Below are 21,455 nucleotides of genomic sequence, written 5' to 3'. Positions count from 1 at the left end.
CGCCGCCGTCGGTCATGGGTACCCTGCAGGTACCTACCGGCGCAGGAGGTGGCCGTCATGGCGCGACCACTCGGCCACGCCGCCCTGCAACGGGCGTGGCCGTACATCCACGGCGAGGCACTGCCGCGATACCTGTGGGGCCGCCACGGCGGCACCAACGTTCGGGACCTCGCAGAACTGCCCCGCACACAACGCGCCCGCATGTCGCGGCGGGCGACCGCAGCCGCCGCGATCGCGCTGATCGGTACGAACTGTGCGATCGGCATCGAGACCTTTTTGCTGGTGCAGCTGGCGTACAACGGCAGTCAGCTCACCTTGGAGGGCACGGTCGGCGCCCCCAACTTCCCGGCAGTGCTCACCGGCATCATCGTCGGCACGCTGACCAACATGCTGTTCGGCGTCCTACTGATCAAACCGCAGGTCGATTGGTTCGTGAGCGGAATACCCGCCGATCGTGCTCGCCGCGCAGCCATCCGTCACATACCGCGCAATCAGGTGATCGCCACGCTGGCCGCCTGGACCACCGCCGTCGGCTCCTACGCCGTCGTCGCCGACGACCCGTCGTCGTCGCGCACGGCCGGGGTCGCCGCGGCCTTTCTACTCGCGGCGATGTCGAGTTCGTGTATCACCTATCTGTTCGCCGAACGGGCGGCCCGACCGCTGGCGGTGGTCGCCTTCCGTGACTTCCCGGCGCGACACGTCTTTCACGGTGTCCGCAGCCGGATGATCGCGGTGTGGCTGGTGAGCTCCGCCGTACCGATGTTCGGGTTGTTGCTGCTCAATCTCGGGCGATGGTTGGATATGCTCCCGCCGGTCAGCGGTCCGGTCGACTGGACGATCATCATCCTCGGGGTGGTGGCGCTGGTCGCCGGTATCCGGGTGATCACCCTCGTGGGTCGTTCCATCGCCGACCCGCTCAGCGATCTGCACCATGCGGTCACGCGCGTGGACGCGGCCGACTACACCGTCCGGGTGCCTGTCTACGACTCCTCCGAACTCGGCGTGCTGCAGCACGGCTTCAACACGATGGTGATCGGACTCGAGGAGCGCGAGCGGATGCGGCAGCTCTTCGCCCGCCATGTCGGCGACACCGTCGCGGCGCAGGCACTCGAACACGGCGAGGGGATGCGGGGAGTCAACGCGACGGTCGGTGTGCTGTTCGTGGACATCATCGACTCCACCGGTATGGCCGCGCGGCAGGATCCGGGGGCCACCGCTGAGCTGCTCAACGACTTCTTCACCATCGTTGCCGACGTGGTCGACGGCCATCACGGCTTCGTCAACAAGTTCGAAGGCGACTCGGCGCTGGCGATCTTCGGCGCGCCGGTGGAACTCGACGACCCTGCCACGTCGGTACTGTCCGCGGCGCGTGACCTCGCCGATCGGTTGGGGGACGAACTCGACATCGGGTGGGGAATGGGTATCTCCTACGGAACGGTGTTCGCCGGCAACATCGGCGCCGAGACCCGTTACGAGTACACGGTGATCGGTGACGCGGTGAACGAAAGCGCGCGGTTGTCGGATCTGGCCAAACAGTCCGGCAGCTCGGTGATGGCGTCGGGTGCGGCGCTGGCCTGCGCCACCGACGACGAGGCAGGTGAGTGGATTCCGGTGGGGACGCGGTCACTGCGCGGTCGCAGTGAGCCGACTCAGGTGTTCGCGCCGCGCTCGATTGCCACGCGCCCGCCGGGAATCTCGATCGGCACGGTGGTGGCCGGTCTGCTCCGGCCGGCGCGCCGGGTCACCGGGCAGTTGTGATCGCTCGTTGACGACGTTGGTCGGAGACCATAGCGTCGCTGGCAGTCAGCGCACAGCATCGATGGGGAGGCATGATGAGCAAGTGGACGACCGCGGACATCCCGGATCAGACCGGGCGCCGGTTCGTGGTGACCGGAGCCAACAGCGGTCTGGGGGCCGAGACGGCGAAAGCGTTGGCAAAGGCCGGTGCCACCGTGACCCTGGCGTGCCGCAATGTCAACAAGGCGCAGCCGGTGGCAGCCGAAATCGGTCCGAATGCGACTGTGGCACAGTTGGATCTGGCTGATCTGGCATCGGTGCGGACGTTCGCCGACAGCTGCGATGGTGCCGACGTGCTGATCAACAATGCCGGGGTCATGGCGATTCCGATGCGCCGCACCGCCGATGGATTCGAGATGCAGATGGGCACCAATCATCTCGGACACTTCGCGTTGACCGCGCTGCTACTGCCCAAGATCGCCGACCGAGTGGTCACGCTCTCGTCATCCATGCATCAGATTGGACGCATAGACCTCGATGATCTGAACTGGGAGGCGCGCAGATACCGCCGGTGGCGTGCGTACGGGGACTCAAAGATGGCGAATCTGATGTTCGGCAAGGAGTTGGCCGAGCGGCTCGCCGCGGCCGGGTCGTCGACGAGCTCGATGATCGCGCATCCCGGTTACGCGGCCACGGAGCTACAGGGGCGATCGGAGACGGTCGAGGACGTGTTCATGAAGTTCGGCAACAAGATCTTCGCGCAGAGTGCCGCCGAGGGTGCGCTGCCCACGCTGTACGCCGCGACATCGCCGGATGCCACGAACGGCACCTTTTACGGTCCGACCGAGATGTTCGGCAGCCGCGGGGCCCCGGGTGTCTCCGGCTACCACAAGCGTGCTGACGACGCCGGCGTCCGAGACAAGCTGTGGACGATGTCCGAACAGCTCACGAAGACCGACTTCGTGGTCTGAGGAACGAGGCGCCAGCCGAGTGTCACGAAGGGCGGCCGCGCCTACTGGACGTCGAAGGTGATCGCGTTCGAGGCGCCGGAGATGGTGTCGGTGACGCTGATCGAGTACGACCCCGGAGCGCGCAGCGTGTAGGGCTTGACCGACGTGCAATCCTGCGTGCTGAAGAGCTGCGCCTTCTTCGGCACCTTCGGCCCGCTCAACCGGATCTGCATCGCGCATTCGTCGCCGTCTACGACGGGCCCGGCATCGATCGTCGAGTTGTAGCGGACGCCGAGTTGTGAGTTCCGGGGATACACACCCGGGCTGATCGGTTGCGTGTTCGGCGCGTACACCCAGACGTTGATCGACCTCACCCCGTTGGGGGCGTTGTCGCGTCCCAGCTTGCCGTAGTGCTCGGTCTTGTCGCCCGAGGAGCCGAGTGCTGAACTACCGGCATCGAGCAGATCCGAACTGCCCGCACTCCCGGAACCGGAACTGCCTGCGCTGCCGAAGACGGAGTCCAGTGGAGCGGCGAGGGCGGGTGCGGCGGAGACTGCGATGGCCACCGCCGCCGATCCGACGGCGAGCGCAAACAAGCGCGACTTGAGACTCACTGACAACCCCCCGATGCGTGGACCTTCTCGTCGATTCAACCACCACCGACCGTGACCATGTTGGCGGGGCGACAAGAACGGGTGAATTTCGGTTGCGCCGATCACCACACGCCGCGGGGGCGGAACTGGACGCTGATGCGTGGGCCGACCCCGGAGGCCTTCGGTACCGCGTGCTCCCAGGTGCGCTGGCAGCTGCCGCCCATCACCAGCAGGTCACCGGGGCCCACCACGAAGCGCACCGACGGGCCGCCGGCGCGTGGACGCAGCAGCAACGGCCGGGGTGAGCCCAACGACACGATCGCCACCATGGTGTCCTCGTGTGAGCCCCGCCCGATCCGGTCGCCGTGCCAGGCAACGCTGTCGGAACCATCCCGGTAGAGGCACAGGCCCGCGGTGGCGAACCCTTCGGGTAACTCGCGGCGGTAATGGCCGCTGAGTGCGTCACGTGCGGCGACGAGCATCGGGTCGGGAAACGATTCGGCGGAATGGTAGGTCGCGACCAGCCGCGGGACGTCGACCACCCGGTCGTACATGCGTCGTCGCTCGGCGCGCCATGCAGTGGCCGTGTGTAGGCGGTCAAAGAGTGCGGCCGAACCGGCGACCCATCCGGGACGTAGATCCACCCACGCGCCGTCCGACAGCACGTGTCGGGACGTGCGGTCGAGCGAGCGCAACTCCGTGTCGGTCGACTGGTCGAACAGCGACCACTGCATACCTGCGGTCATGAACGCGAGCATACCGACTCATGCGAACGCGTGTTCGATATTGTGCGCGTCACGGCGGTGCGCGGAGGGAGGCACTCGACACTCTGGCGACGGACTCGCTGGCGAAATCCGACATTTGTTGTTATCCAGTAACAAGTGGTAGTCACTAACACCTTTGACTGCCGGCGATCCGCCGATCCGAGAGGGAGACGATGGCCTCAATGCTGTTCCGAGTCGGAAGATTCTGCTTCCGACACAAATGGTGGGTGATCGCGACGTGGCTGCTCGCCGCCGTCACGGTGGCCGGTTTGGTGGGCGCGCTGAGCCCGAAGTTCGCGAAGGACTTCAGCCTGCCGGGTACCGACTCCGGTACCGCCACCTCGCAGATCGAGGAATACTTCCCGCAGGTCATGGAGCAGCAGTCGCAAGCGTCGACCAGCGTGCTCGTGGCCGCCGACGACGGGCTGGCCGCGCACACCGATCAGATCAACGCGCTGGTCGAGGACCTCAAGTCACTGCCCGATCTGACCGATGCGAGCACCGTGGTCAACCCGGTGGTGGCCGCGCAGGCCAACCCGACCATCGGCGCGTCGGTCCTCGGCGACGAAGGTCGGGTGGGCCTGATCCAGATCCGCCAGAACATCGAGATCATGGATCTCACCGTCGAGGAGAAGGAGCAGCTGCAGGAGATCCTCGCCCAGCACAGTGGTGATGGCCTGCAGGTGGAGGCCACCGGCTCGCTCATGCAGGTCATGGAGGCCGGTGGGACTGCCGAGCTGATCGGTTTCGCGGTCGCCTTCGTGGTCATGATCGTCGCGTTCGGTGCGCTCGTGGCGGCATTCATCCCGCTGGTCACCGGCCTGGTGGGCGTGATGATCACCATCATGCTGCTCACGCTGTCGGCGGAGTTCCTCAGCATCAACGAGACCGCTACCGCGATCGTCACCATGCTCGGCATCGCCGTCTCGATCGACTACGCGCTGTTCATCGTGTCCCGCTACCGGACCGAGCGCATGCGGGGTGGTGATCCCGCCGATGCGGCCGGCCGAGCGGTCGGCACTGCCGGATCGGCCGTCGTCTTCGCCGGCCTCACCGTGATCATCGCCGTCGCAGCCCTGATGGTCATCGGCATCCCGCTGATCACCCAGATGGGTATGGGCGCCGCGGTCGCCGTGTTCATGGCGGTGGTCGCAGCTCTCACGTTGATCCCGGCGCTGCTCGGCGCGGTCGGCCGATTCGCCTTCACCCCGCGCATACCGTGGATCAAGCACGCTGAGGAGAGTGCGACCTTCGATACCGTGGGCGTCAAAGTCGGTCGCAGAGTGGTCAATCGGCCGATCCCGTTCATCGTCGCGGGGCTCGCCGTGCTGGCTCTGGCCGCGATCCCGATGTCCAAGATGGAACTCGGCATGTCGCTGACCAGCGACGACGAGGCGCAGGCGCAGACCTTGCTGCAGCGCGGTTTCGGTGAGGGCATCAACGGGCCGCTGCTGGTGGTGCTGCACACCGAAGACGGTGACGTCAGCGCTGCGGCCGACAGTGCCGTGGAACATATCGCGACGCTCGACGACGTGGCCAACGCCGCCACGCTCACCTGGATGGGTAACGGAACACCGCAGCCACAGGTGGGAGCGGACACCGCACTCATCTCGGTGACGCCGATCAGCGCGCCATCGGATGCCGCAACGCACGATCTGATGGAGACGATCCGCGACTACGCGCCCACCGCCGAAGCCGCCGGGGTGGAACTGCATGTCGGTGGGCAGACGGCGATCCTGTCGGATCTGTCGGCCAAACTCGACAGTGCGCTGATCCCGTATCTGGTGGTCGTGGTCGGGCTGGCATTCCTGATCATGATCGGCGTCTTCCGCTCGATCTGGGTGCCCCTGATCGGCACCCTCGGCTTCATCTTCTCCGTGCTCGCCACCTTCGGCATGACGGTGCTCTTCTTCCAGGAAGGCGCACTGGGCCTGATCGACAACACCAAGCCCATCCTGTCGTTCCTGCCGATCTTCCTGATCGGCGTGGTGTTCGGCCTGGCGATGGATTATCAGGTGTTCCTGGTGACCCGAATGCGCGAGGAGTACATCCACGGGATGTCCGCCAAGGACGCCATCATCGCCGGATATCGGCACGGTGCGCGTGTGGTCACCTCCGCCGCGATCATCATGATCAGCGTGTTCGCCGCGTTCATGCTCGCGCCTGACACCACGGCCAAGATGCTCGGCTTCTCGCTTGCGGTGGCAGTGGCGTTCGACGCCTTCATCATCCGGATGATGGTGGTGCCGGCGATCATCGCTCTGCTGGGTGATCGCGCCTGGGGGCTGCCGAAGTGGTTGGATCGTCTTGTGGTGAACTTCGACATCGAGGGTGGTGCGGTCCGCGACCGCGGGCTCGAACACCTCGATGCCGACAACGAGCGGCAGGCGGTCGCCCCGGCGACCTGATCAGGGAGGTCACCGACAAATGGCCACACCGACGACGTCCCCGGGCTGCGGCCCGGGGCGTCGGATCGGTTTGCGGGAGAAGAACAAGATTCGCACCCGCAAAGCGATCCGCGACGCGGCGATGAAGCTGTTCGCCGAGTACGGCTACACCCACACGACAGTTGAGCAGATCGCGCGCGAGGCAGAGGTCTCTCACACCACGTTCTTCCGGTACTTCGCCTCCAAGGAGCAGGTCGTCATCTCCGACGATCTGGAGGAAGCTCGGCACGACGCAATCGCCGCCATCCCGCCCGGGCTGGGGCATTTCGATCTGCTGCGCCGGTTGATCGGACAGATGTTCCGCATCGGGACCGCCGACGAGTGGGTGAGCAACTCCGCACGCATGCGGCTGATCCAGTCCGAGCCGACGCTGCGAACCGCCTACCAGATCGAAAGCGACAGAGCGATTTCGGAGGCGACAGACTTCTTCGCCGACTACCTGGGCGTGCAGTCCGATGACCTTCGCCTACGGGTGTTCATTGCCGCCGCGGGCGGAGTGATGTTTCACTTCGCACAATCCAGGGATGACCCCACCGACGACGACCTGCTCGCCACCCTGCTCAACGCGGTCGATCTGCTGGAACAGGGTCTGCCGCTCTGAGTGGGAGACCAGTTCGGGCATCGGCTCACGAAAGGACTTCACACCATGGGAAGACTCGACCACAAAATCGCCTTCATCACCGGTGTGGCCCGCGGCCAGGGCCGTGCCCACGCCGTCCGACTCGCAGCTGAAGGGGCGACCATCGTCGGCGTCGACATCGCCGGCCCGTTGCCCAGCGTACCGTATGACCCGGCCACCCCGGAAGACCTCGACGAGACCCGTCGTCTTGTCGAGGAGCAGGGCGCCGCGGCGCACCTGCGGCAATGCGATGTGCGAGATCTCGAGGCGCTCCGGGAGGTCGTCGCCGAGGGCGTCGCCATGGTCGGCGGCTTGGATGTGGTGGTGGCGAATGCCGGCATCTGCATTCCGGAGACCTGGGACGAGGTGACTCCGACCAGCTTCCGCGACGTGATGGACATCAACGTCATCGGCGTGTGGAACACCGTCACGGCGACCGCGCCGCATCTCATCGAGCGAGGTGGCGGATCGGTCATCCTGACCAGCTCGCTGGCCGGTAAGAAGTTGCAGCCCTTCATGGTTCACTACACCACCAGCAAGCATGCGTTGGTGGGGATGACACGGGCTTTCGCTGCGGAGTTGGGCAATCACGACATCCGGGTCAACAGCATCCACCCCGGTGCCGTCGCCACGCCGATGGGCTCCGGACAGATGGTCGCGCGGATCGAGGAGACCAACGCGGCCAATCCGCGCCTGGCCGGCATGGGGATGACCTTCCTCAACCAGTTCGTCGCCGAGCCGTCGGAGATCGCGAACGTCGTCGCGTTCCTCGCCTCCGACGAATCGAAGTTCATCACCGCCGAGCACATCTCCATTGATGGTGGGGCCCAGTACTTCTGACGGTCTCACCGGATCAGTCGGCGCAAGCCTGCGAGCCCGCTGTCCGTTCCTCGTTGGGTAGCGGCGTGCCACGCCATGCACGGCCGCCCGTGTCGTTGGTTGGGTAGCGGCGCCCGTCCTACGTGCCGCCGCCCCTGTCGCTGGTTGAGTAGCGGCGCCCGCCCTACGTGCCGCGCCCCCTTTTCGTTGGTTGAGTAGCGGCGTGCGAGCTTGCGAGCCCGTCGCGTATCGAAACCACCCCACCCGCACAAAAATCTTCTGCACTATTTTCAAGAATTTCCTTGACGTCGAACTGGTGTTCGACCATAGTGGAGTCATGGGAGCTTCGGGGGATCTCACCACCATCACTGATTCTGTTCGTGACCTGCACTTGGGCGACGATATGTCGGGTCGGGCAGCGTTCGATGCGATGACCACACTGGTCACGTTGCGTAATCTGATCGACCATCACGCCGCGACGGTGGTCGGCCATCTGGACCGACTGGGTGTGGCCCGCGACCACGGCCGCAAACTCAGCGAGTTGTTGATCGTGATGGGGCTCGCGCCGGCGGTGGCGACCCGTCTGATCCGCATCGCGACCGCCCGCGAGAAACTGCCGACCCTGGCCGCGCACGCCGCTGATGGGGCGATCTCCGCCGAGCATGTCGACGCGGTGGGTAAAGGTGTCGATCATGTCGGGAAAAGATCAGCGGAACCGATCGACGATGTGGCGCGTCTAAACATCGTGACCGAACTTCTCGCCCACTTCTTTTCCGGCGCCACCCCCGCCGACATCGGCAAACGTGCCCGTCGTCTGGGTAACCAGGCCGCTGAGGACACCGGTGGGCTACCCGCCTCCGAAGACCGCAACCTCAACACGCTCACCCACGATGTCGACGGTGACGGACGGCTGCAGGTGCGCGCCGACCTCAACACCGAGGTCGGCGAAAAATTCTCGGCTGCGATGGAAGAGTTGGCGGCTCCGCGCCCTGAACCTGACGGTTCACCGGATGCGCGTTCCACCGAGCGCCGGCATGCCGACGCCCTCGAAGCGTTGCTGGATATCGCTGCCCGCAGCGGCGATGCGGCCTCGGCACCGCGTCACCAGATGCTGGTGTCGGTGCCCGCCGATACTCCTGATCTGGCCGAACTGCCGTTCCTGGGGTCGATCTCCGAAGCCATGCTGCGCACCCTGACGTGTGACACCACCGCGACGGTCGCGATCGTCGATGGTGAGGCGGTGCCGATGGAGATGAGTAAAGACAAACGCCTGTTCCCAGCCCATCTGCGTAAAGCGTTGCACAAACGCGACGAGTGTTGCATCAAATGCGGTGTGGCGGCCTCCCGCTGCCAGGGCCATCATATTGTGCATTGGGCTGATGGTGGAATCACGGTGTTGGATAACGGATGTTTGCTGTGCCCGTCGTGTCATGCCGACATCCACCATAACGGGTGGGAGGTGATCATGGGTCACGACCGACATCCCTGGCTCATCCCACCCGTCGCTGTCGACCCGACACGTCGGCCGATACCGGCCTACAACCGACGCACGATGAACCTCGACAACCTACCCGCCGCCGCCTGAGCCACGCTGACCGGCGAGTAGGTCACGCAGCCAAGTCTTCCCACGCACCCGATCCCGGTCGGGACCGCAACCGTCCCTTGAGAACTCCATAGCGTGAAACAACGGCGCCGCAACGGTGTCGCGTACCCGACGGCCACATCGGTTGCACAACAACCCTCGTGGTGCGCGATACGCGACACCGTACGCCCCGATCCGTCAGGTCGGGCGGCGTATCCAGGCCGGCCGGCCGATCACGCCCACCGCTGCACCGGAGTGATCGGCAGACGGAGTGCACCCGGCGCCGATGGTGGCACGGCCGGGCGATATGGTTCGACCGCTTCCACGGGCACATAGTCCGATCCGAGTTGTGGGCGAGGGTCGGATTCTCCGGCATTGGGCCACAGCGCCATTGCGCGCTCGGCCTGTGCGGTGATGGTCAATGACGGATTGACTCCGAGATTCGCCGACACGGTCGAACCGTCTACCACGTGCAGTCCCGGATATCCGAAGACGCGATGGTAGGCGTCGACCACACCGTCCTCAGGGGAGGCGCCGATGGCGCAACCGCCGAGGAAGTGTGCCGTCATCGGGATGTTGAGCAGGTCGACGAGCGAACCGCCCGCATCTCCGTCGATCTGTCGGGCGGCGGACCGGACGGCGGTGTGCCCCTCGGGAATCCATCTCGGTGGCGGGTCACCGTCGCCGGGCCGGCTTCGAAGCACCGGCCCGGTGCCCGCCGCGAACAGTTCGATCGAGTTGTCGATGGTCTGCATGACGAGTGCGATGATGGTCCGTTCCGACCAACGGCGCACCGACAGCGACCGTGCCGTGGTGGCCGGGTGCGCGGCCATCGCGAGTATCGCCTTGAGCAAGCGCGGTGTGCGGCCGTCGCCGTCCACCAGGATCGCCTGGAGCAGGCCGATCAGGTTGCTGCCCTTGCCATAGCGGACCGGTTCGATATGGGTGTGGTCGTTGGGGTGAAAGGATGAGGTGATCGCGACGCCGCGGGTGTAGTCGGTGGTGGTGTCGCGTGCGGTGGCGGCTAGGACTGCTTCGGAGTTGGTGCGCACCACCTTTCCAAGGCGGCCCGACAGCCTCGGCAGGTTGCCGGAGCGCTGCATGGACAGCAACAATTTGTTGGTGCCGTAGGTGCCAGCGGCGAAGACGACCTGATCGGCGGTGAAGGTGCGTCGCCGGCGACGGACTTTCGCGCCCGTCCGACGAGTGTCGACCTCGTAACCGCCCACAGTCTGGTGTCGCACGCCGACGACCGTTGTCATCGGGATGATCTGCGCGCCGAGGCCTTCCGCCAGATGTAGGTAGTTCTTGACCAAAGTGTTCTTCGCGCCCACCCGACACCCTGTCATGCATGAACCGCATTGGGTGCACCCCGTGCGGTCAGGTCCTGCACCGCCGAAGTAGGGATCGGCGACGGTGCTGCCCGGTTCTCCGAAGAACACACCGACCGGCGTGCGGACGAAGGTGTCACCGACGCCCATTTCCTCGGCGACTTGGGCCATCACCTCGTCGGCGGCGGTGGTGTCGGGAAAAGTGGTCACGCCCAGCATGCGCGCCGCCTGGTCGTAGTACGGGTCGAGTTCGCTCGCCCAGTCGGTGATGGCGCCCCAGTGCGGGTCGTCGAAGAACGCGGGCAACGGTCGATACAGGGTGTTCGCATAGTTCAGCGACCCGCCACCGACTCCCGCGCCGGCCATCACGAGCACGTCGCGAAGTGGGTGCATACGTTGTACGCCATAGCATCCGAGTGCCGGTGCCCACAAATAGTCCCGGATGCGCCAGCTCGTCTTGGGGAGTTCATGGTCGGCGAATCGTCGTCCCGCCTCCAGCACCGCCACGCGGTAGCCTTTCTCCGCCAGGCGCAGCGCCGCAACCGAGCCGCCGAATCCCGAACCGACGATGAGGACGTCGTAGTGGTCGTCGCGAGTCGTCATCGGCCGACCTCAGCTTCGCGCGCCGATTGGCCGGCAGTCGCACCGTGGCGACGACCCAGACGGTGATCGAGCGGCTCGAAGTGTGACATCAGCCGTCGATAGGTGTTCGTGAACGTCGGCCACATCACCGAGTTGCGGCCGGACGAGTCGATGTACCAACTGGCGCAGCCGCCGGTGTTCCAGACCGTTCCGGCGAGTTCGTCGTCGAGATGGGAGTTGTACTGATGCTGGGCGTCGGCCCGCACCTCCACGGTGTCGATGCCGGCGGTGCGCAGGTGGGCGATCGTGGTACTGACGTAGCGCGCCTGTGGTTCGAGCATCAACACGATCGAGCTGTGCCCGAGGTTGGTGTTGGGCCCGTACAGGAAGAAGAGATTGGGGAACCCGTGGATCGACACGCCACGGTAGGCCGACGGCGATCCGGCCCAGGTTTCGGCGAGCGTGGCGCCGGTGCGCCCGCGAATGTGCTGGGCGATGGGTGGTTCGGTGGGGGTGAAACCGGTGGCATAGATGAGTGTGTCGACCTCGTGCGTTGTTCCGGAGTCGTCGATCGCGCCACCGTCGGACAACGCCGTCAGCGCGCCGGTGACCGTCACGTTGGGTCGCTGCAGCGCGGGAAACCATTTGTTGGTGAGCAGCATGCGCTTGCACCCGATGGTGTATCGCGGGGTCAGTCGCTGCCGCAGCGTGCGGTCGCGCACCTGGAGCCGCAGCTGTGCCTTACCCATCGCCGTGGCGATCGGCAGCAACTCCGGACGCCGCGCCATCATGATCACATAGGACTCGCGGTAGAGATGGACCATCCTGCGCATCAGGCGGTGCGCCGCGGGAATGCGTCGGTACAGTTCCTGCTCGGCTCGTCCGATGCGGCGGTCGAGGCGCGGCACGACCCACGCGGGTGTGCGTTGGAAGACCACCAGGTGCTCCACCTCGTCGACGATCTCCGGGACGATCTGCACCGCCGAGGCGCCGCTGCCGACGATCCCGACCCGACGGCCCCACAAGGTGTGCTCGTGATCCCAGCGCGCGCTGTGGAATACGTGACCGTCGAACGTCTCTGACCCCGGCAGATCGGGGACTCCCGGCGCCGACAGCGCGCCGGGGGCAGCCACCAGGAACCGGCACCGAAGACCACCGAGTTCGGTGGTGACCGACCACTCACCTGCGGCGTCATCCCACTGCGCATCCAGCAGCGCGCAGCGGTAACGGATGCGGTCATCGAACTGGGCCGCAACGCCCACCAGGTAGTCGCGAATCTCGTGCTGGCGCCCGTACGTGTGTGACCAGTCGGGATTCGGTGCGAACGACAGCGAGTACAGCGAAGTGGGGACGTCGCACGCGGCTCCGGGATAGTCGTTGGCGCGCCACACCCCGCCCGCGCCCTCGGCGCGCTCGACAGCGAGAACGTTCAGATCGGGGTGGTCGACGGACAGGCGATGCAGGGCTGCCAGGCCGCCGAATCCGGCGCCGACGACGAGGACGTCGACGCGGTCGGGTAGCCGGTCGCAGCGAGGTATCGGAGTGGGATCACTGGGCATCGAGGATGTCCTTCCAAGTGGTGAGCACGCGGTCGGTGAAGGCGCGGTCGGAGTCTGGGGTGCGCAGGATGCGTGAGACCGCAAGGCCACGCGCGAGCTCCACCGACAATGCGATCTGATCGGGCGTGTAGCGCGCGCCGAAAAGCTCTTCGCTGCCCGTGGTGAGCGCGTCGGAGACCTTTTGCTCGAGGGGCGCCATGGCGGTGCGCAATGCGTCGTCGGTTCGGGCGGCCACCCACAGCTCGAGCGCCGCGTCGAACAGAGGTCCGCTGAAGGCTTCGATGATCACCGAGATGTCTTCGCCGCCGGTGCGCGGGCGCTGCAGGATCTCGGTCATGCGGGCCTCGACCAGATGGCCGACGGCGGCGACGACCAGAGATTCACGGGTGGGGAAATGGTGGAGTAGAGCGCCGCGCGAAACCCCGGCACGCCGATTGACCTCCTGCGTCGTCGTGCGCGCATAGCCGAGCTCGACGAGCGAGTCGATGGCGGCGTCGAGCACCCTGGCGCGGGTGGCCGCGGTGCGCTGTGCCTGGGTTCGCGTAGGAGCGGGTTCGTGCTCGGTCATGTCGGTGACGGTAGTGCGAAAATCACAAACAGTCCAGACTGCTTGTTTAGTTCCGTGATTCGGCGGCGCTGCTGTGCTCGTCGATCTCCGCGTTGAACTGCCGAGCCAGGCCGCCGCCGGGCCTGGCGCCGTCGGAAAGTGTCCGCCGACATCACCGCAGCGGGCGACGATCTGGATTATCCCTCCGACCCCCGTGGGTCGTGATGTTCCCGGACATGCGCGTGCCCGCATGGCGTGCCTCCAGCGGCATCGCGCGAGCGAGCGGCGTCAGCGCGTGCGATCTCGCGTAGCCTTGAGTCGGATGACTGAAACATGTTTCAATGTCTCCCGGCCCGCCGCGCGTAGGTGGGCCCACGAGGACGAGACGCTCGAGGGGGGCTGACGTGATCGCACGTCGATCATTTCTCGGTGGGGTGGCGGCCGTGGGGGCGGCCGCGGCAACCTCATCGAATGTGGGGCAAGTGTTCTCGGCGCCTGTGCGCCGAGTGAAAGTGACGCGGGAAGATCACCGGGTGGTGGTGATCGGGTCGGGTTTCGGAGGCGGTGTCACCGCACTTCGCCTGTCGCAAGCAGGCGTGCCGCTAGTGGTGCTGGAGCGAGGTCGACGATGGCGCACCGGCCCCAACGCCACCACCTTCCCGAATCCGACCCAGCCGGACAAACGCCTGCTGTGGTATCGCTCGGAACCGGAACTTTTTGGTAGGCCAATGCCTTTCGACCCGTATGTTGGGCTGGTCGAAACGGTCATCGGGCAGAACATGACCGCCCTGTGTGCGGCTGGCGTCGGCGGAGGCTCACTGGTCTATCAGGGGATGACGTTGCAGCCGGCGCAGGACGTGTTCAACACCCAGCTGCCAGAGCAGCTGGATTGGGCGACGATGAATCGGATCCACTACCCGCGCGTGGCGCGGATGCTGCAGATCGAGACCGCGCCGGACCGACTCATCAACACGCCGAACTACCGCGCGGTGCGAACCTTCGCCCGCCATGCCCGCTCCGCCGGTCTTCCGGTGTCCAAGATCCCCATGCCGATCGACTGGGACTATGCGCTCGCCGAGATCGAGGGCAAGATGAAGCCGTCCTACACCGACGGTTCCGGCGCGATGGGTGTCAACAACGGAGGCAAACATTCCGTCGACGTCACCTACCTCGCCGCGGCCGAGCGCACCGGACTGGTCGATGTGCGCCCGCAGCACGAGGTGACCGATGTCGCTCGCGCACGCGACGGCCGGTGGACGGTGCATGTGGATCGCATCGCGTCGGACGGGACCGTGCGGGAGAAGAAGATCCTCACCGCCGGTGCACTGGTGATGGCCGCGGGCAGCCTCAACACCACCAAACTGCTGGTGCGCGCGTCGGCGCGTGGATTGATCGGCGACCTGCCCGACGGACTCGGGCACGGGTGGGGAACCAACGCCGATCGAATCTACCTGTGGTCGGACCCATCGGGTGGTTTCGGCGCAGTGCAGGGTGGCCCGGTCGTGTACGGCAGCCTCAACTGGTCTGATCCCGACCGCGCCCATACGGTCATCCAAGCCGCCATACCCGGTTTCGGTCTCGACTCACACAGCACGATGATGGTTGGTTTCGGAGTGAGCGATGCGCGTGGGCACTTCGCCTACGACTCTGCTGCCGGGGAGGCCAAACTCTGGTGGCCACACGAGGGCGACGCGCGGATTCAGAACGGTGCCATCCACCCAACGGCCGCCGCGATCGCCGGGCCCACCGGGATCCTCACCGACACCAACGCGGTGGTGCCCTCGACGTGGCATGCGCTCGGAGGGGCGAACATGGGGCCGGTGTGCGACCTCGAGGGTCGCGTGCACGGTCAACGCGGTCTGTACGTTCTCGACGGTGCGTTGATCCCCGGCAACACCGCGGCATGCAATCCGTCGATGACGATCGCCGCCGTGGCCGAGCGGGCGCTGGACGAGATCGTGGCGCGCGATGTGGGGTCGATCATCTGAGCTTTCGTGCGGGGCACAAGGCGAGAACTAGGCGGGCGACGAGTCGTCGGATGGTCCGACGACCGGCGCCAGCCACATGCCGACCAGAGCGTCGACGACCTGATCGGAGACCTCAGACCACGAGCGGGTCGCGGCGCCATCGGCGCACGCCCGCTCATGGTCGGCGAGGGTCAACACGATCATGTTCCGGGCCATGGTGTCGCGGATCTCGAGGACCGACGGCGGCAGGGCGGGCAGCGCCGAATAGAGCCCGGTGAGCAACGTGATCAGCTCGTCGGAGATATCGGCCTGCTCATACAGCGTTCGACCGTATTGGGGGTCGGTGGTGATTTGCGCGCAAAATCGCGCGAAATAGGTTGGTGCACCCAGTGAATCCAGGTAGTCGGTCTGCGGGCGGACCAGACAGCTGATCCAGTCGCGCAATTGGACCGTCGATCCGAGGTCGGCCAACATCGTCCGCCGGATGGGCTCGATCGCCGCGTTGTGGTGAGCGAGGATCGACCGCACCAGTTCGAGTTTGCCGCCGAAGTGGTAGCCGACGGCGAAGTTGTTCCCCTGCCCGGCGGCCTCACTGATCTGGCGGTTGGAGACCGACGAGATGCCCTGTTCGGCGAACAGTCGTTCAGCGGTGCGGAGCAGGAGACCCCGGGTGTTCGCCACCTGCTCGCTGCGGCCCTTTGTCATCGGACTCGTTCTCCTGCCTGCCCCCGACCGACCCCGCTGTCGGACTCTCGTCCCAGTTTAGGGTGTGCGACCGTGGCCGGCCGCGCCCTCACGACGGTAGCGTGTGGTCATGCGCTTCGGTCTCTTCATTCCCCAAGGCTGGCGACTCGATCTGACCGGGATACCGCCGGCCGACCAGTGGTCGGTGATGTCGGGCCTGGCCGGCCGTGCCGACACCGGCGCATGGGATTCCATCTGGGTCTATGACCACTTCCACACCGTCCCGTTGCCGACCGACGAGGCGACCCACGAGGCGTGGACGCTGGTGTCGGCGTTCGCCGCGACCACCTCTCGAGTGGACATCGGGCAGATGTGCACGGCGATGAGCTATCGCAATCCGATGTACCTGGCGAAGGTTGCGGCGACCGCCGACCTGATCTCGGGTGGTCGGGTGCAGATGGGTATCGGGGGAGGATGGTACGAGCATGAATGGCGCGCCTACGGTTACGGTTTCCCGTCGGCCGGGGAGCGTCTTGCACGCCTGGACGAAGGAGTGCAGATCATGAAACAGGCCTGGGAACTGGGCCGAGCCACGTTGGACGGCAGGCATTATCAGGTCGACGACGCCATCTGCGCTCCGCAGCCGGAGGCCGGGCGACTCCCGCTGTGGATCGCTGGTGGCGGGGAACGCAAGACCTTGCGGATCGCGGCGAAGTACGCCGACTACACCAATTTCGACGGGACGCCGGACGGCTTCGCCCACAAGTCCTCGGTGCTGCAACAGCATTGTGCCGACCTGGGACGTGATTACGACTCGATCGTCAGGTCGGCCAACTACAACGTGATCATCGCCGAGAGTGACGCCGAGGTGGCGCAGCGGCTGGACGCGCTCCAGGCGCGGTTGGCAGGATTCGTGCCGGCCGACGTGGCGAACGCGACCATGAGTGCCTTCCGCGGGATGCCCGCAGTGGGTACGCCGGAGCAGGTCATCGAGAACCTGTCCGGACTGTCCGAGGCCGGGATGTCGTACGGAATCTTCTATTTCCCCGACATCGCACACGACACCAGCAGTCTGGAACTGTTCGAGCACCAGGTGATGCCGGCCTTGCGTTGATGCCCCGGGCCCCGCGTTGATGCCGGGCTCAGAGTCGTCGAAGGCGTTGGGCCGCCTCGGCGATCACGTCCTCCCGCTTGCTGAACGCGAATCGGACCAGATGACGCCATGTGGACTTGTCGTCGACGAACGCGCTGACCGGCACCGCCGCGACGCCGATCCGTTCGGGCAGCATGCGACAGAACTCGATTCCGTCGGCATAACCCACCGGACGCGGGTCGGCGCAGACGAAATAGCTCGCCTCGCTGCGATGCACATCGAACCCGGCATCGCGCAACGCGGCCGACAGCAGGTCGCGTTTGCCGGCCAGCTCGGCCGAAGATGCTCGTACCCAATCCATTTCGTGGTCGAGGGCATGGGCGACCGCGGGCTGGAACGGGCCCGAACCGACATAGGACATGAACTGCTTGGCTGCGCGTGCGGCCGCCACCAGGTCGGCGGGTCCGCTGACCCAGCCGACCTTCCACCCGGTGCAGTTGAACGTCTTTGCCGCACTTGAGATGCGCAACGTACGTTCCCGCATGCCGGGGAAGGTGGCCAGCGGCCGGTGCACGCGTCCGTCGAACAGCAGGTGCTCGTAGACCTCATCGGTCACGGCGACGACATCGTGCGCAACGCACAACCGGGCTATCTCGGCGAGGTCATCATCGGCGAGCACCGTACCGGTCGGGTTGTGCGGCGAGTTGACCAGGATCATCGATGTCTGCGGCGTGAACGCTTCGGCCAACCGACTACGATCGAGCCGGAATCCGTCCGCGTCGCCGACGAGCGGGACGGTGCGTCGGTTGCCGCCGGCCATCGCGACGGTGGCGGCATAGGAGTCGTAGTAGGGCTCGATCATCACCACGTCGCTGCCGGGCTCCACGAGTCCCACCACCGAACCGGCGATCGCCTCGGTGGCGCCCACAGTGATCAGCACCTCAGTGTCCGGGTCGTACCGGAGCCCGTAATGGTGATCCTGGTGGCGGGCGACCGCGTGGCGAAGCTCGGCCACGCCGATGCCCGGCGGATATTGATTGTGGCCTTCGGCGATCGCCCGCGCAGCCGCAGCCAGCATCGACGCCGGACCGTCCGTGTCGGGGAAGCCCTGGCCGAGATTCACTGCTGAATGCTCGACGGCCAGCGCCGACATCTCGGCGAAGACGGTGGTGCCGAAGGGACGAAGGCGGGAAACGGTGCGCACGCAGTCCAGGCTGACATACTCGGTGGCGCGGGCACACCCGTCGGTCATCGGGTTGACAGCATCGCCCCGAGTCCGCGTCGGCAGCGGTAGCATCTGCCACTATGACAACGCCGCCGGGACCACCCCATCCGGATTCGACAGACGGCCCGGAGAATCAGGGCACCGAATCGCCCGTGCAGCCGGGGCCGGGCGCGCAACAATATCCGGGCGCCCAACAGTATCCGGGCGCCCAACAGTATCCGGGCGCGGAATCTGCTGCCGGACAATATCCATCGCCGCAACAGCCGTCCTATCCGCCCGGTACCCAGTACCCCGGCGGCCAGTATCCGAGTGGGCAGAACCCTGGAGTTCAGGACCCGGGCGGCCAGCAGTACCCGGGCGCACAGCAGTACCCGGGCGCACAGCAGTACCCGGGCGCGCAGCAGTACCCGGGCGCGCAGCAGTACCCCGCGGGTGAGCAGGCGGGTGGACAACCGCCCTATCCGAGATCGCAGCAGCCCGACGCCGGTCAACAGGCATATCCGGGACAACAGGCATATCCGGGACAACAGGCGTATCCGGGACAACAAGTCTTTCCGGGGCAGCAGCAACCGCCCTACTCTGGCGGCCAGCAGCCGTATCCGGGCCAGCCGTATCCGGCAGGTGCCTACCCGTCACCCGCATCGGGTAAGCGGTCCAGCAAGCGGTTGTGGTGGGTGATCGGCATCGTCCTGCTGTTGCTGGTGGTGATCATCGGTCTCGTCGTGTTCGTGACCCGCGATGCGGTGACCGACAGCGACGACGTCGCCGTCGGCGACTGCGTCACCATCAGCGGCAGCCAAGCCGAGGACAACATCAGCGCTGCCAAGGCGGACTGCGGATCCGAGGGCGCCTTCACCTTCTACGTGGCGCAGAAGATCAGCGGCGGCTCCTGCCCCAACGACGACTACTCGCGGCTGTACTGGTTGCGCGACGGTGAGGAGACCGGGGAGCAGTTGTGCCTGGTCCCGAATCTGACCCAGGGCGAGTGCTATCAGATCCCGGTCGGGGGGCTGCCGACCGCAAGCCTCTCGGACTACCAGCAGGTGGAATGCGGGGCGATCAAGGCGGCCGGCACCGAGATCTTGCGGGTCGAGAGTCGAACCCAGGGCCAGCCGACATGTGCCAGCACCCAGTTGGGTGTGTACTTCGCGCTGCCGAACCCGCTCGGATACTGCCTCGGCGAACCCTGAGGCCGGTCGAGCCCTGTGTCATCGGGGACCTCGACCGGACCTCATCCGGTACCGATCAGCTCGCGGATTCCTCGCCGATGGTCGGTCCGAGCAGATCGTCGGCGTCGGTGATCCGGTAGGCGTAGCCCTGTTCGGCCAGGAAACGCTGGCGGTGCGCCGCATAGTCGGCGTCGAGGGTGTCGCGGGATACCACCGAGTAGAAGTGGGCCTGACCGCCGCCCTTCTTCGGTCGTAGCAGCCGGCCGAGCCGTTGCGCCTCTTCCTGCCGCGAACCGAAGGTGCCCGACACCTGGACCGCCACCGACGCCTCCGGGAGGTCGATCGAGAAGTTCGCGACCTTGGACACCACCAGGGTCTGCAATTCGCCCGACCGGAATCGGTCGAACAGGGCCTCGCGTTCCTTGTTCTTGGTCGATCCCTGGATCACCGGTGCGTCGAGTTCGCGGCCCAGTTCTTCCAGCTGGTCGATATAGGCGCCGATGACCAGGGTCTGAGACTCCTTGTGCCGAGCCAGGATCGACTTCACCACGTTGACCTTGGTGTGGGCGGTGGAACACAGCTTGTACTTCTCGTCGGAGTCGGCGACCGCGTACTGCAGGCGCTCTTCGTCGGTCAACGTGACGCGCACCTCGACGCAATCCGCCGGCGCGATCCACCCCTGGGCCTCGATGTCCTTCCACGGGGCGTCGTAGCGTTTGGGGCCGATGAGGCTGAAGACGTCGCCCTCGCGTCCGTCCTCACGCACCAGGGTCGCGGTGAGTCCGAGCCGACGACGTGACTGCAGGTCGGCGGTCATACGAAATACCGGTGCGGGCAGCAGATGGACCTCGTCGTAGATGATCAGACCCCAGTCGCGCGAATCGAACAGATCGAGATTCTTGTACTCGCCCTTCGACTTGCGCGTCATGACCTGATAGGTCGCGATGGTGACTGGACGGATCTCCTTGCGCTCGCCCGAATACTCGCCGATTTCCTCCTCGGTCAACGAGGTCCGTGCGACCAGCTCGCGCTTCCACTGTCGACCCGCGACCGTGTTGGTCACCAGGATCAGCGTTGTAGCACCGGCCTTGGCCATGGCAGCCGCGCCCACCATGGTCTTTCCCGCACCACATGGCAACACCACCACACCGGAACCGCCTGCCCAAAACGAGTCGGCGGCCAGCTGCTGATAGTCGCGCAGGTGCCAATCGTCCTGCTGTAGGTCGATGGGATGGGCTTCACCGTCGACGTAGCCGGCCAGGTCCTCCGCCGGCCAGCCCACTTTCAGCAGGATCTGCTTGAGCCGACCCCGCTCGGAGGGATGCACGATCACCGTGTCGTCGTCGATCCGGGCGCCCAACATGGGCGCGACCTTCTTGTGGCGCATCACCTCCTCGAGCACCGCCCGGTCGAGGCTGACCAACGTCAGTCCATGCGCCGGGTGCTTGACGAGCTGCAGCCGACCGAACCGGCCCATCGTGTCCACGATGTCCATGAGCAGCGGCTGCGGCACTGCGTACCGCGAATGGGTGACGAGCGCGTCCACCACCTGCTCGGCGTCGTGACCCGCGGCGCGGGCGTTCCACAGCGCCAGCGGGGTCACCCGGTAGGTGTGCATGTGTTCGGGTGCACGCTCGAGTTCGGCGAACGGGGCGATCGCCGCGCGCGCTGCCGGCGCGCCGGGGTGATCCACCTCGAGCAGCAGCGTCTTGTCAGATTGCACGATCAAAGGTCCATCGGTCACCCGATCCATTGTCCAGATCGGCGCAACTCCTGTCAGTGGTGCC

17 protein-coding genes are annotated in these 21,455 nt (G+C 65.9%); 9 read left to right on the top strand and 8 right to left on the bottom strand.

What is annotated here, in order from left to right:
• Positions 1 to 57 precede the first annotated feature (57 nt).
• Both OSB52_RS15935 and OSB52_RS15930 read left to right on the top strand, forming a co-directional pair.
• On the top strand, positions 58 to 1,758 hold the full coding sequence (locus tag OSB52_RS15935; protein ID WP_372475369.1) for an adenylate/guanylate cyclase domain-containing protein: 1,701 nt from the start codon (positions 58 to 60) through the stop codon (positions 1,756 to 1,758).
• 74 nt (positions 1,759 to 1,832) lie between these two features.
• Positions 1,833 to 2,708, top strand: coding sequence for an oxidoreductase (locus OSB52_RS15930; protein WP_266062672.1), 876 nt, complete (start codon positions 1,833 to 1,835; stop codon positions 2,706 to 2,708).
• A gap of 41 nt (positions 2,709 to 2,749) precedes the next feature.
• On the opposite strand, the gene OSB52_RS15925 is transcribed toward OSB52_RS15930, so the two are convergent.
• Positions 2,750 to 3,301 carry a hypothetical protein gene (locus OSB52_RS15925; RefSeq protein WP_266062671.1) on the bottom strand — a complete coding sequence of 184 codons (552 nt, stop codon included), beginning with the start codon at positions 3,299 to 3,301 and terminating at the stop codon, positions 2,750 to 2,752.
• Positions 3,302 to 3,402: 101 nt separating this feature from the next.
• Positions 3,403 to 4,026 carry an alpha-ketoglutarate-dependent dioxygenase AlkB gene (locus tag OSB52_RS15920; RefSeq protein WP_235725796.1) on the bottom strand — a complete coding sequence of 208 codons (624 nt, stop codon included), beginning with the start codon at positions 4,024 to 4,026 and terminating at the stop codon, positions 3,403 to 3,405.
• Positions 4,027 to 4,217: 191 nt separating this feature from the next.
• Between OSB52_RS15920 and OSB52_RS15915 the strand changes: the two genes are divergently transcribed.
• From OSB52_RS15915 to OSB52_RS15900, 4 genes are all read left to right on the top strand, one after another.
• Entirely contained in the window at positions 4,218 to 6,452 is a 2,235-nt protein-coding gene (locus tag OSB52_RS15915) for an MMPL family transporter (RefSeq protein WP_235725797.1), read from the top strand.
• Between the two features lie 19 nt (positions 6,453 to 6,471).
• Entirely contained in the window at positions 6,472 to 7,092 is a 621-nt protein-coding gene (locus tag OSB52_RS15910; protein WP_266062670.1) for a TetR family transcriptional regulator, read from the top strand.
• 45 nt (positions 7,093 to 7,137) lie between these two features.
• A complete protein-coding gene (locus OSB52_RS15905; protein WP_266062669.1) occupies positions 7,138 to 7,950 on the top strand; it encodes a mycofactocin-coupled SDR family oxidoreductase in 813 nt (270 codons plus the stop codon).
• A 316-nt stretch (positions 7,951 to 8,266) separates the two neighbouring features.
• The gene (locus OSB52_RS15900) at positions 8,267 to 9,514 is read left to right on the top strand and encodes an HNH endonuclease (protein ID WP_266062668.1); all 1,248 of its coding nucleotides are present in this window, start codon (positions 8,267 to 8,269) and stop codon (positions 9,512 to 9,514) included.
• Between the two features lie 230 nt (positions 9,515 to 9,744).
• Here the strand turns inward: OSB52_RS15900 and OSB52_RS15895 are convergent, their stop codons facing one another.
• From OSB52_RS15895 to OSB52_RS15885, 3 genes are read right to left on the bottom strand one after another with little or no spacing between them, the layout of a single operon-like run.
• The gene (locus OSB52_RS15895) at positions 9,745 to 11,445 is read right to left on the bottom strand and encodes an FAD-dependent oxidoreductase (RefSeq protein ID WP_266062667.1); all 1,701 of its coding nucleotides are present in this window, start codon (positions 11,443 to 11,445) and stop codon (positions 9,745 to 9,747) included.
• On the bottom strand, positions 11,442 to 12,983 hold the full coding sequence (locus tag OSB52_RS15890; RefSeq protein ID WP_266062666.1) for a flavin-containing monooxygenase: 1,542 nt from the start codon (positions 12,981 to 12,983) through the stop codon (positions 11,442 to 11,444). Before OSB52_RS15890 ends, OSB52_RS15895 begins: the two co-directional genes overlap by 4 nt.
• Positions 12,973 to 13,551 (bottom strand): TetR/AcrR family transcriptional regulator, encoded by a 579-nt coding sequence (locus OSB52_RS15885; RefSeq protein ID WP_266062665.1) that lies wholly within the window; start codon positions 13,549 to 13,551, stop codon positions 12,973 to 12,975. Before OSB52_RS15885 ends, OSB52_RS15890 begins: the two co-directional genes overlap by 11 nt.
• A gap of 320 nt (positions 13,552 to 13,871) precedes the next feature.
• On the opposite strand from OSB52_RS15885, the gene OSB52_RS15880 reads away from it, so the two are divergent.
• Complete coding sequence (locus tag OSB52_RS15880; RefSeq protein WP_504925958.1) at positions 13,872 to 15,518, top strand: GMC oxidoreductase; 1,647 nt, start codon at positions 13,872 to 13,874, stop codon at positions 15,516 to 15,518.
• 27 nt (positions 15,519 to 15,545) lie between these two features.
• Here the strand turns inward: OSB52_RS15880 and OSB52_RS15875 are convergent, their stop codons facing one another.
• Positions 15,546 to 16,202 carry a TetR/AcrR family transcriptional regulator gene (locus tag OSB52_RS15875; protein ID WP_266062664.1) on the bottom strand — a complete coding sequence of 219 codons (657 nt, stop codon included), beginning with the start codon at positions 16,200 to 16,202 and terminating at the stop codon, positions 15,546 to 15,548.
• Positions 16,203 to 16,311: 109 nt separating this feature from the next.
• Here OSB52_RS15875 and OSB52_RS15870 point away from each other — a divergent pair, with 109 nt between their 5' ends.
• Positions 16,312 to 17,295, top strand: coding sequence for an LLM class F420-dependent oxidoreductase (locus OSB52_RS15870; protein WP_235725855.1), 984 nt, complete (start codon positions 16,312 to 16,314; stop codon positions 17,293 to 17,295).
• 28 nt (positions 17,296 to 17,323) lie between these two features.
• Here the strand turns inward: OSB52_RS15870 and OSB52_RS15865 are convergent, their stop codons facing one another.
• The gene (locus tag OSB52_RS15865) at positions 17,324 to 18,526 is read right to left on the bottom strand and encodes a pyridoxal phosphate-dependent aminotransferase (RefSeq protein WP_235725856.1); all 1,203 of its coding nucleotides are present in this window, start codon (positions 18,524 to 18,526) and stop codon (positions 17,324 to 17,326) included.
• 53 nt (positions 18,527 to 18,579) lie between these two features.
• Between OSB52_RS15865 and OSB52_RS15860 the strand changes: the two genes are divergently transcribed.
• Positions 18,580 to 19,689, top strand: a complete 1,110-nt coding sequence (locus OSB52_RS15860) for an LppU/SCO3897 family protein (protein ID WP_266062663.1) — start codon at positions 18,580 to 18,582, stop codon at positions 19,687 to 19,689.
• A 55-nt stretch (positions 19,690 to 19,744) separates the two neighbouring features.
• Here OSB52_RS15860 and OSB52_RS15855 read toward each other — a convergent pair whose 3' ends face one another.
• Complete coding sequence (locus OSB52_RS15855; RefSeq protein WP_328713204.1) at positions 19,745 to 21,412, bottom strand: DNA repair helicase XPB; 1,668 nt, start codon at positions 21,410 to 21,412, stop codon at positions 19,745 to 19,747.
• Between the last annotated feature and the right edge of the window lie 43 nt (positions 21,413 to 21,455).

The sequence above is a fragment of the Gordonia aquimaris genome (assembly GCF_026262595.1).
Classification (GTDB): domain Bacteria; phylum Actinomycetota; class Actinomycetes; order Mycobacteriales; family Mycobacteriaceae; genus Gordonia; species Gordonia tangerina.
This window is presented reverse-complemented; position numbering and strand designations above follow the sequence as displayed.

What these genes read in the sequence shown, in the direction of transcription:
- OSB52_RS15875 (WP_266062664.1), bottom strand. Translation starts at nt 16,202, where the DNA reads ATGACAAAGGGCCGCAGCGAGCAGGTGGCGAACACCCGGGGTCTCCTG.
- OSB52_RS15920 (WP_235725796.1), bottom strand. Translation starts at nt 4,026, where the DNA reads ATGACCGCAGGTATGCAGTGGTCGCTGTTCGACCAGTCGACCGACACG.
- OSB52_RS15885 (WP_266062665.1), bottom strand. Translation starts at nt 13,551, where the DNA reads ATGACCGAGCACGAACCCGCTCCTACGCGAACCCAGGCACAGCGCACC.
- OSB52_RS15900 (WP_266062668.1), top strand. Translation starts at nt 8,267, where the DNA reads ATGGGAGCTTCGGGGGATCTCACCACCATCACTGATTCTGTTCGTGAC.
- OSB52_RS15935 (WP_372475369.1), top strand. Translation starts at nt 58, where the DNA reads ATGGCGCGACCACTCGGCCACGCCGCCCTGCAACGGGCGTGGCCGTAC.
- OSB52_RS15910 (WP_266062670.1), top strand. Translation starts at nt 6,472, where the DNA reads ATGGCCACACCGACGACGTCCCCGGGCTGCGGCCCGGGGCGTCGGATC.
- OSB52_RS15915 (WP_235725797.1), top strand. Translation starts at nt 4,218, where the DNA reads ATGGCCTCAATGCTGTTCCGAGTCGGAAGATTCTGCTTCCGACACAAA.
- OSB52_RS15895 (WP_266062667.1), bottom strand. Translation starts at nt 11,445, where the DNA reads ATGACGACTCGCGACGACCACTACGACGTCCTCATCGTCGGTTCGGGA.
- OSB52_RS15890 (WP_266062666.1), bottom strand. Translation starts at nt 12,983, where the DNA reads ATGCCCAGTGATCCCACTCCGATACCTCGCTGCGACCGGCTACCCGAC.
- OSB52_RS15905 (WP_266062669.1), top strand. Translation starts at nt 7,138, where the DNA reads ATGGGAAGACTCGACCACAAAATCGCCTTCATCACCGGTGTGGCCCGC.
- OSB52_RS15865 (WP_235725856.1), bottom strand. Translation starts at nt 18,526, where the DNA reads ATGACCGACGGGTGTGCCCGCGCCACCGAGTATGTCAGCCTGGACTGC.
- OSB52_RS15880 (WP_504925958.1), top strand. Translation starts at nt 13,872, where the DNA reads ATGTCTCCCGGCCCGCCGCGCGTAGGTGGGCCCACGAGGACGAGACGC.
- OSB52_RS15860 (WP_266062663.1), top strand. Translation starts at nt 18,580, where the DNA reads ATGACAACGCCGCCGGGACCACCCCATCCGGATTCGACAGACGGCCCG.
- OSB52_RS15930 (WP_266062672.1), top strand. Translation starts at nt 1,833, where the DNA reads ATGAGCAAGTGGACGACCGCGGACATCCCGGATCAGACCGGGCGCCGG.
- OSB52_RS15870 (WP_235725855.1), top strand. Translation starts at nt 16,312, where the DNA reads ATGCGCTTCGGTCTCTTCATTCCCCAAGGCTGGCGACTCGATCTGACC.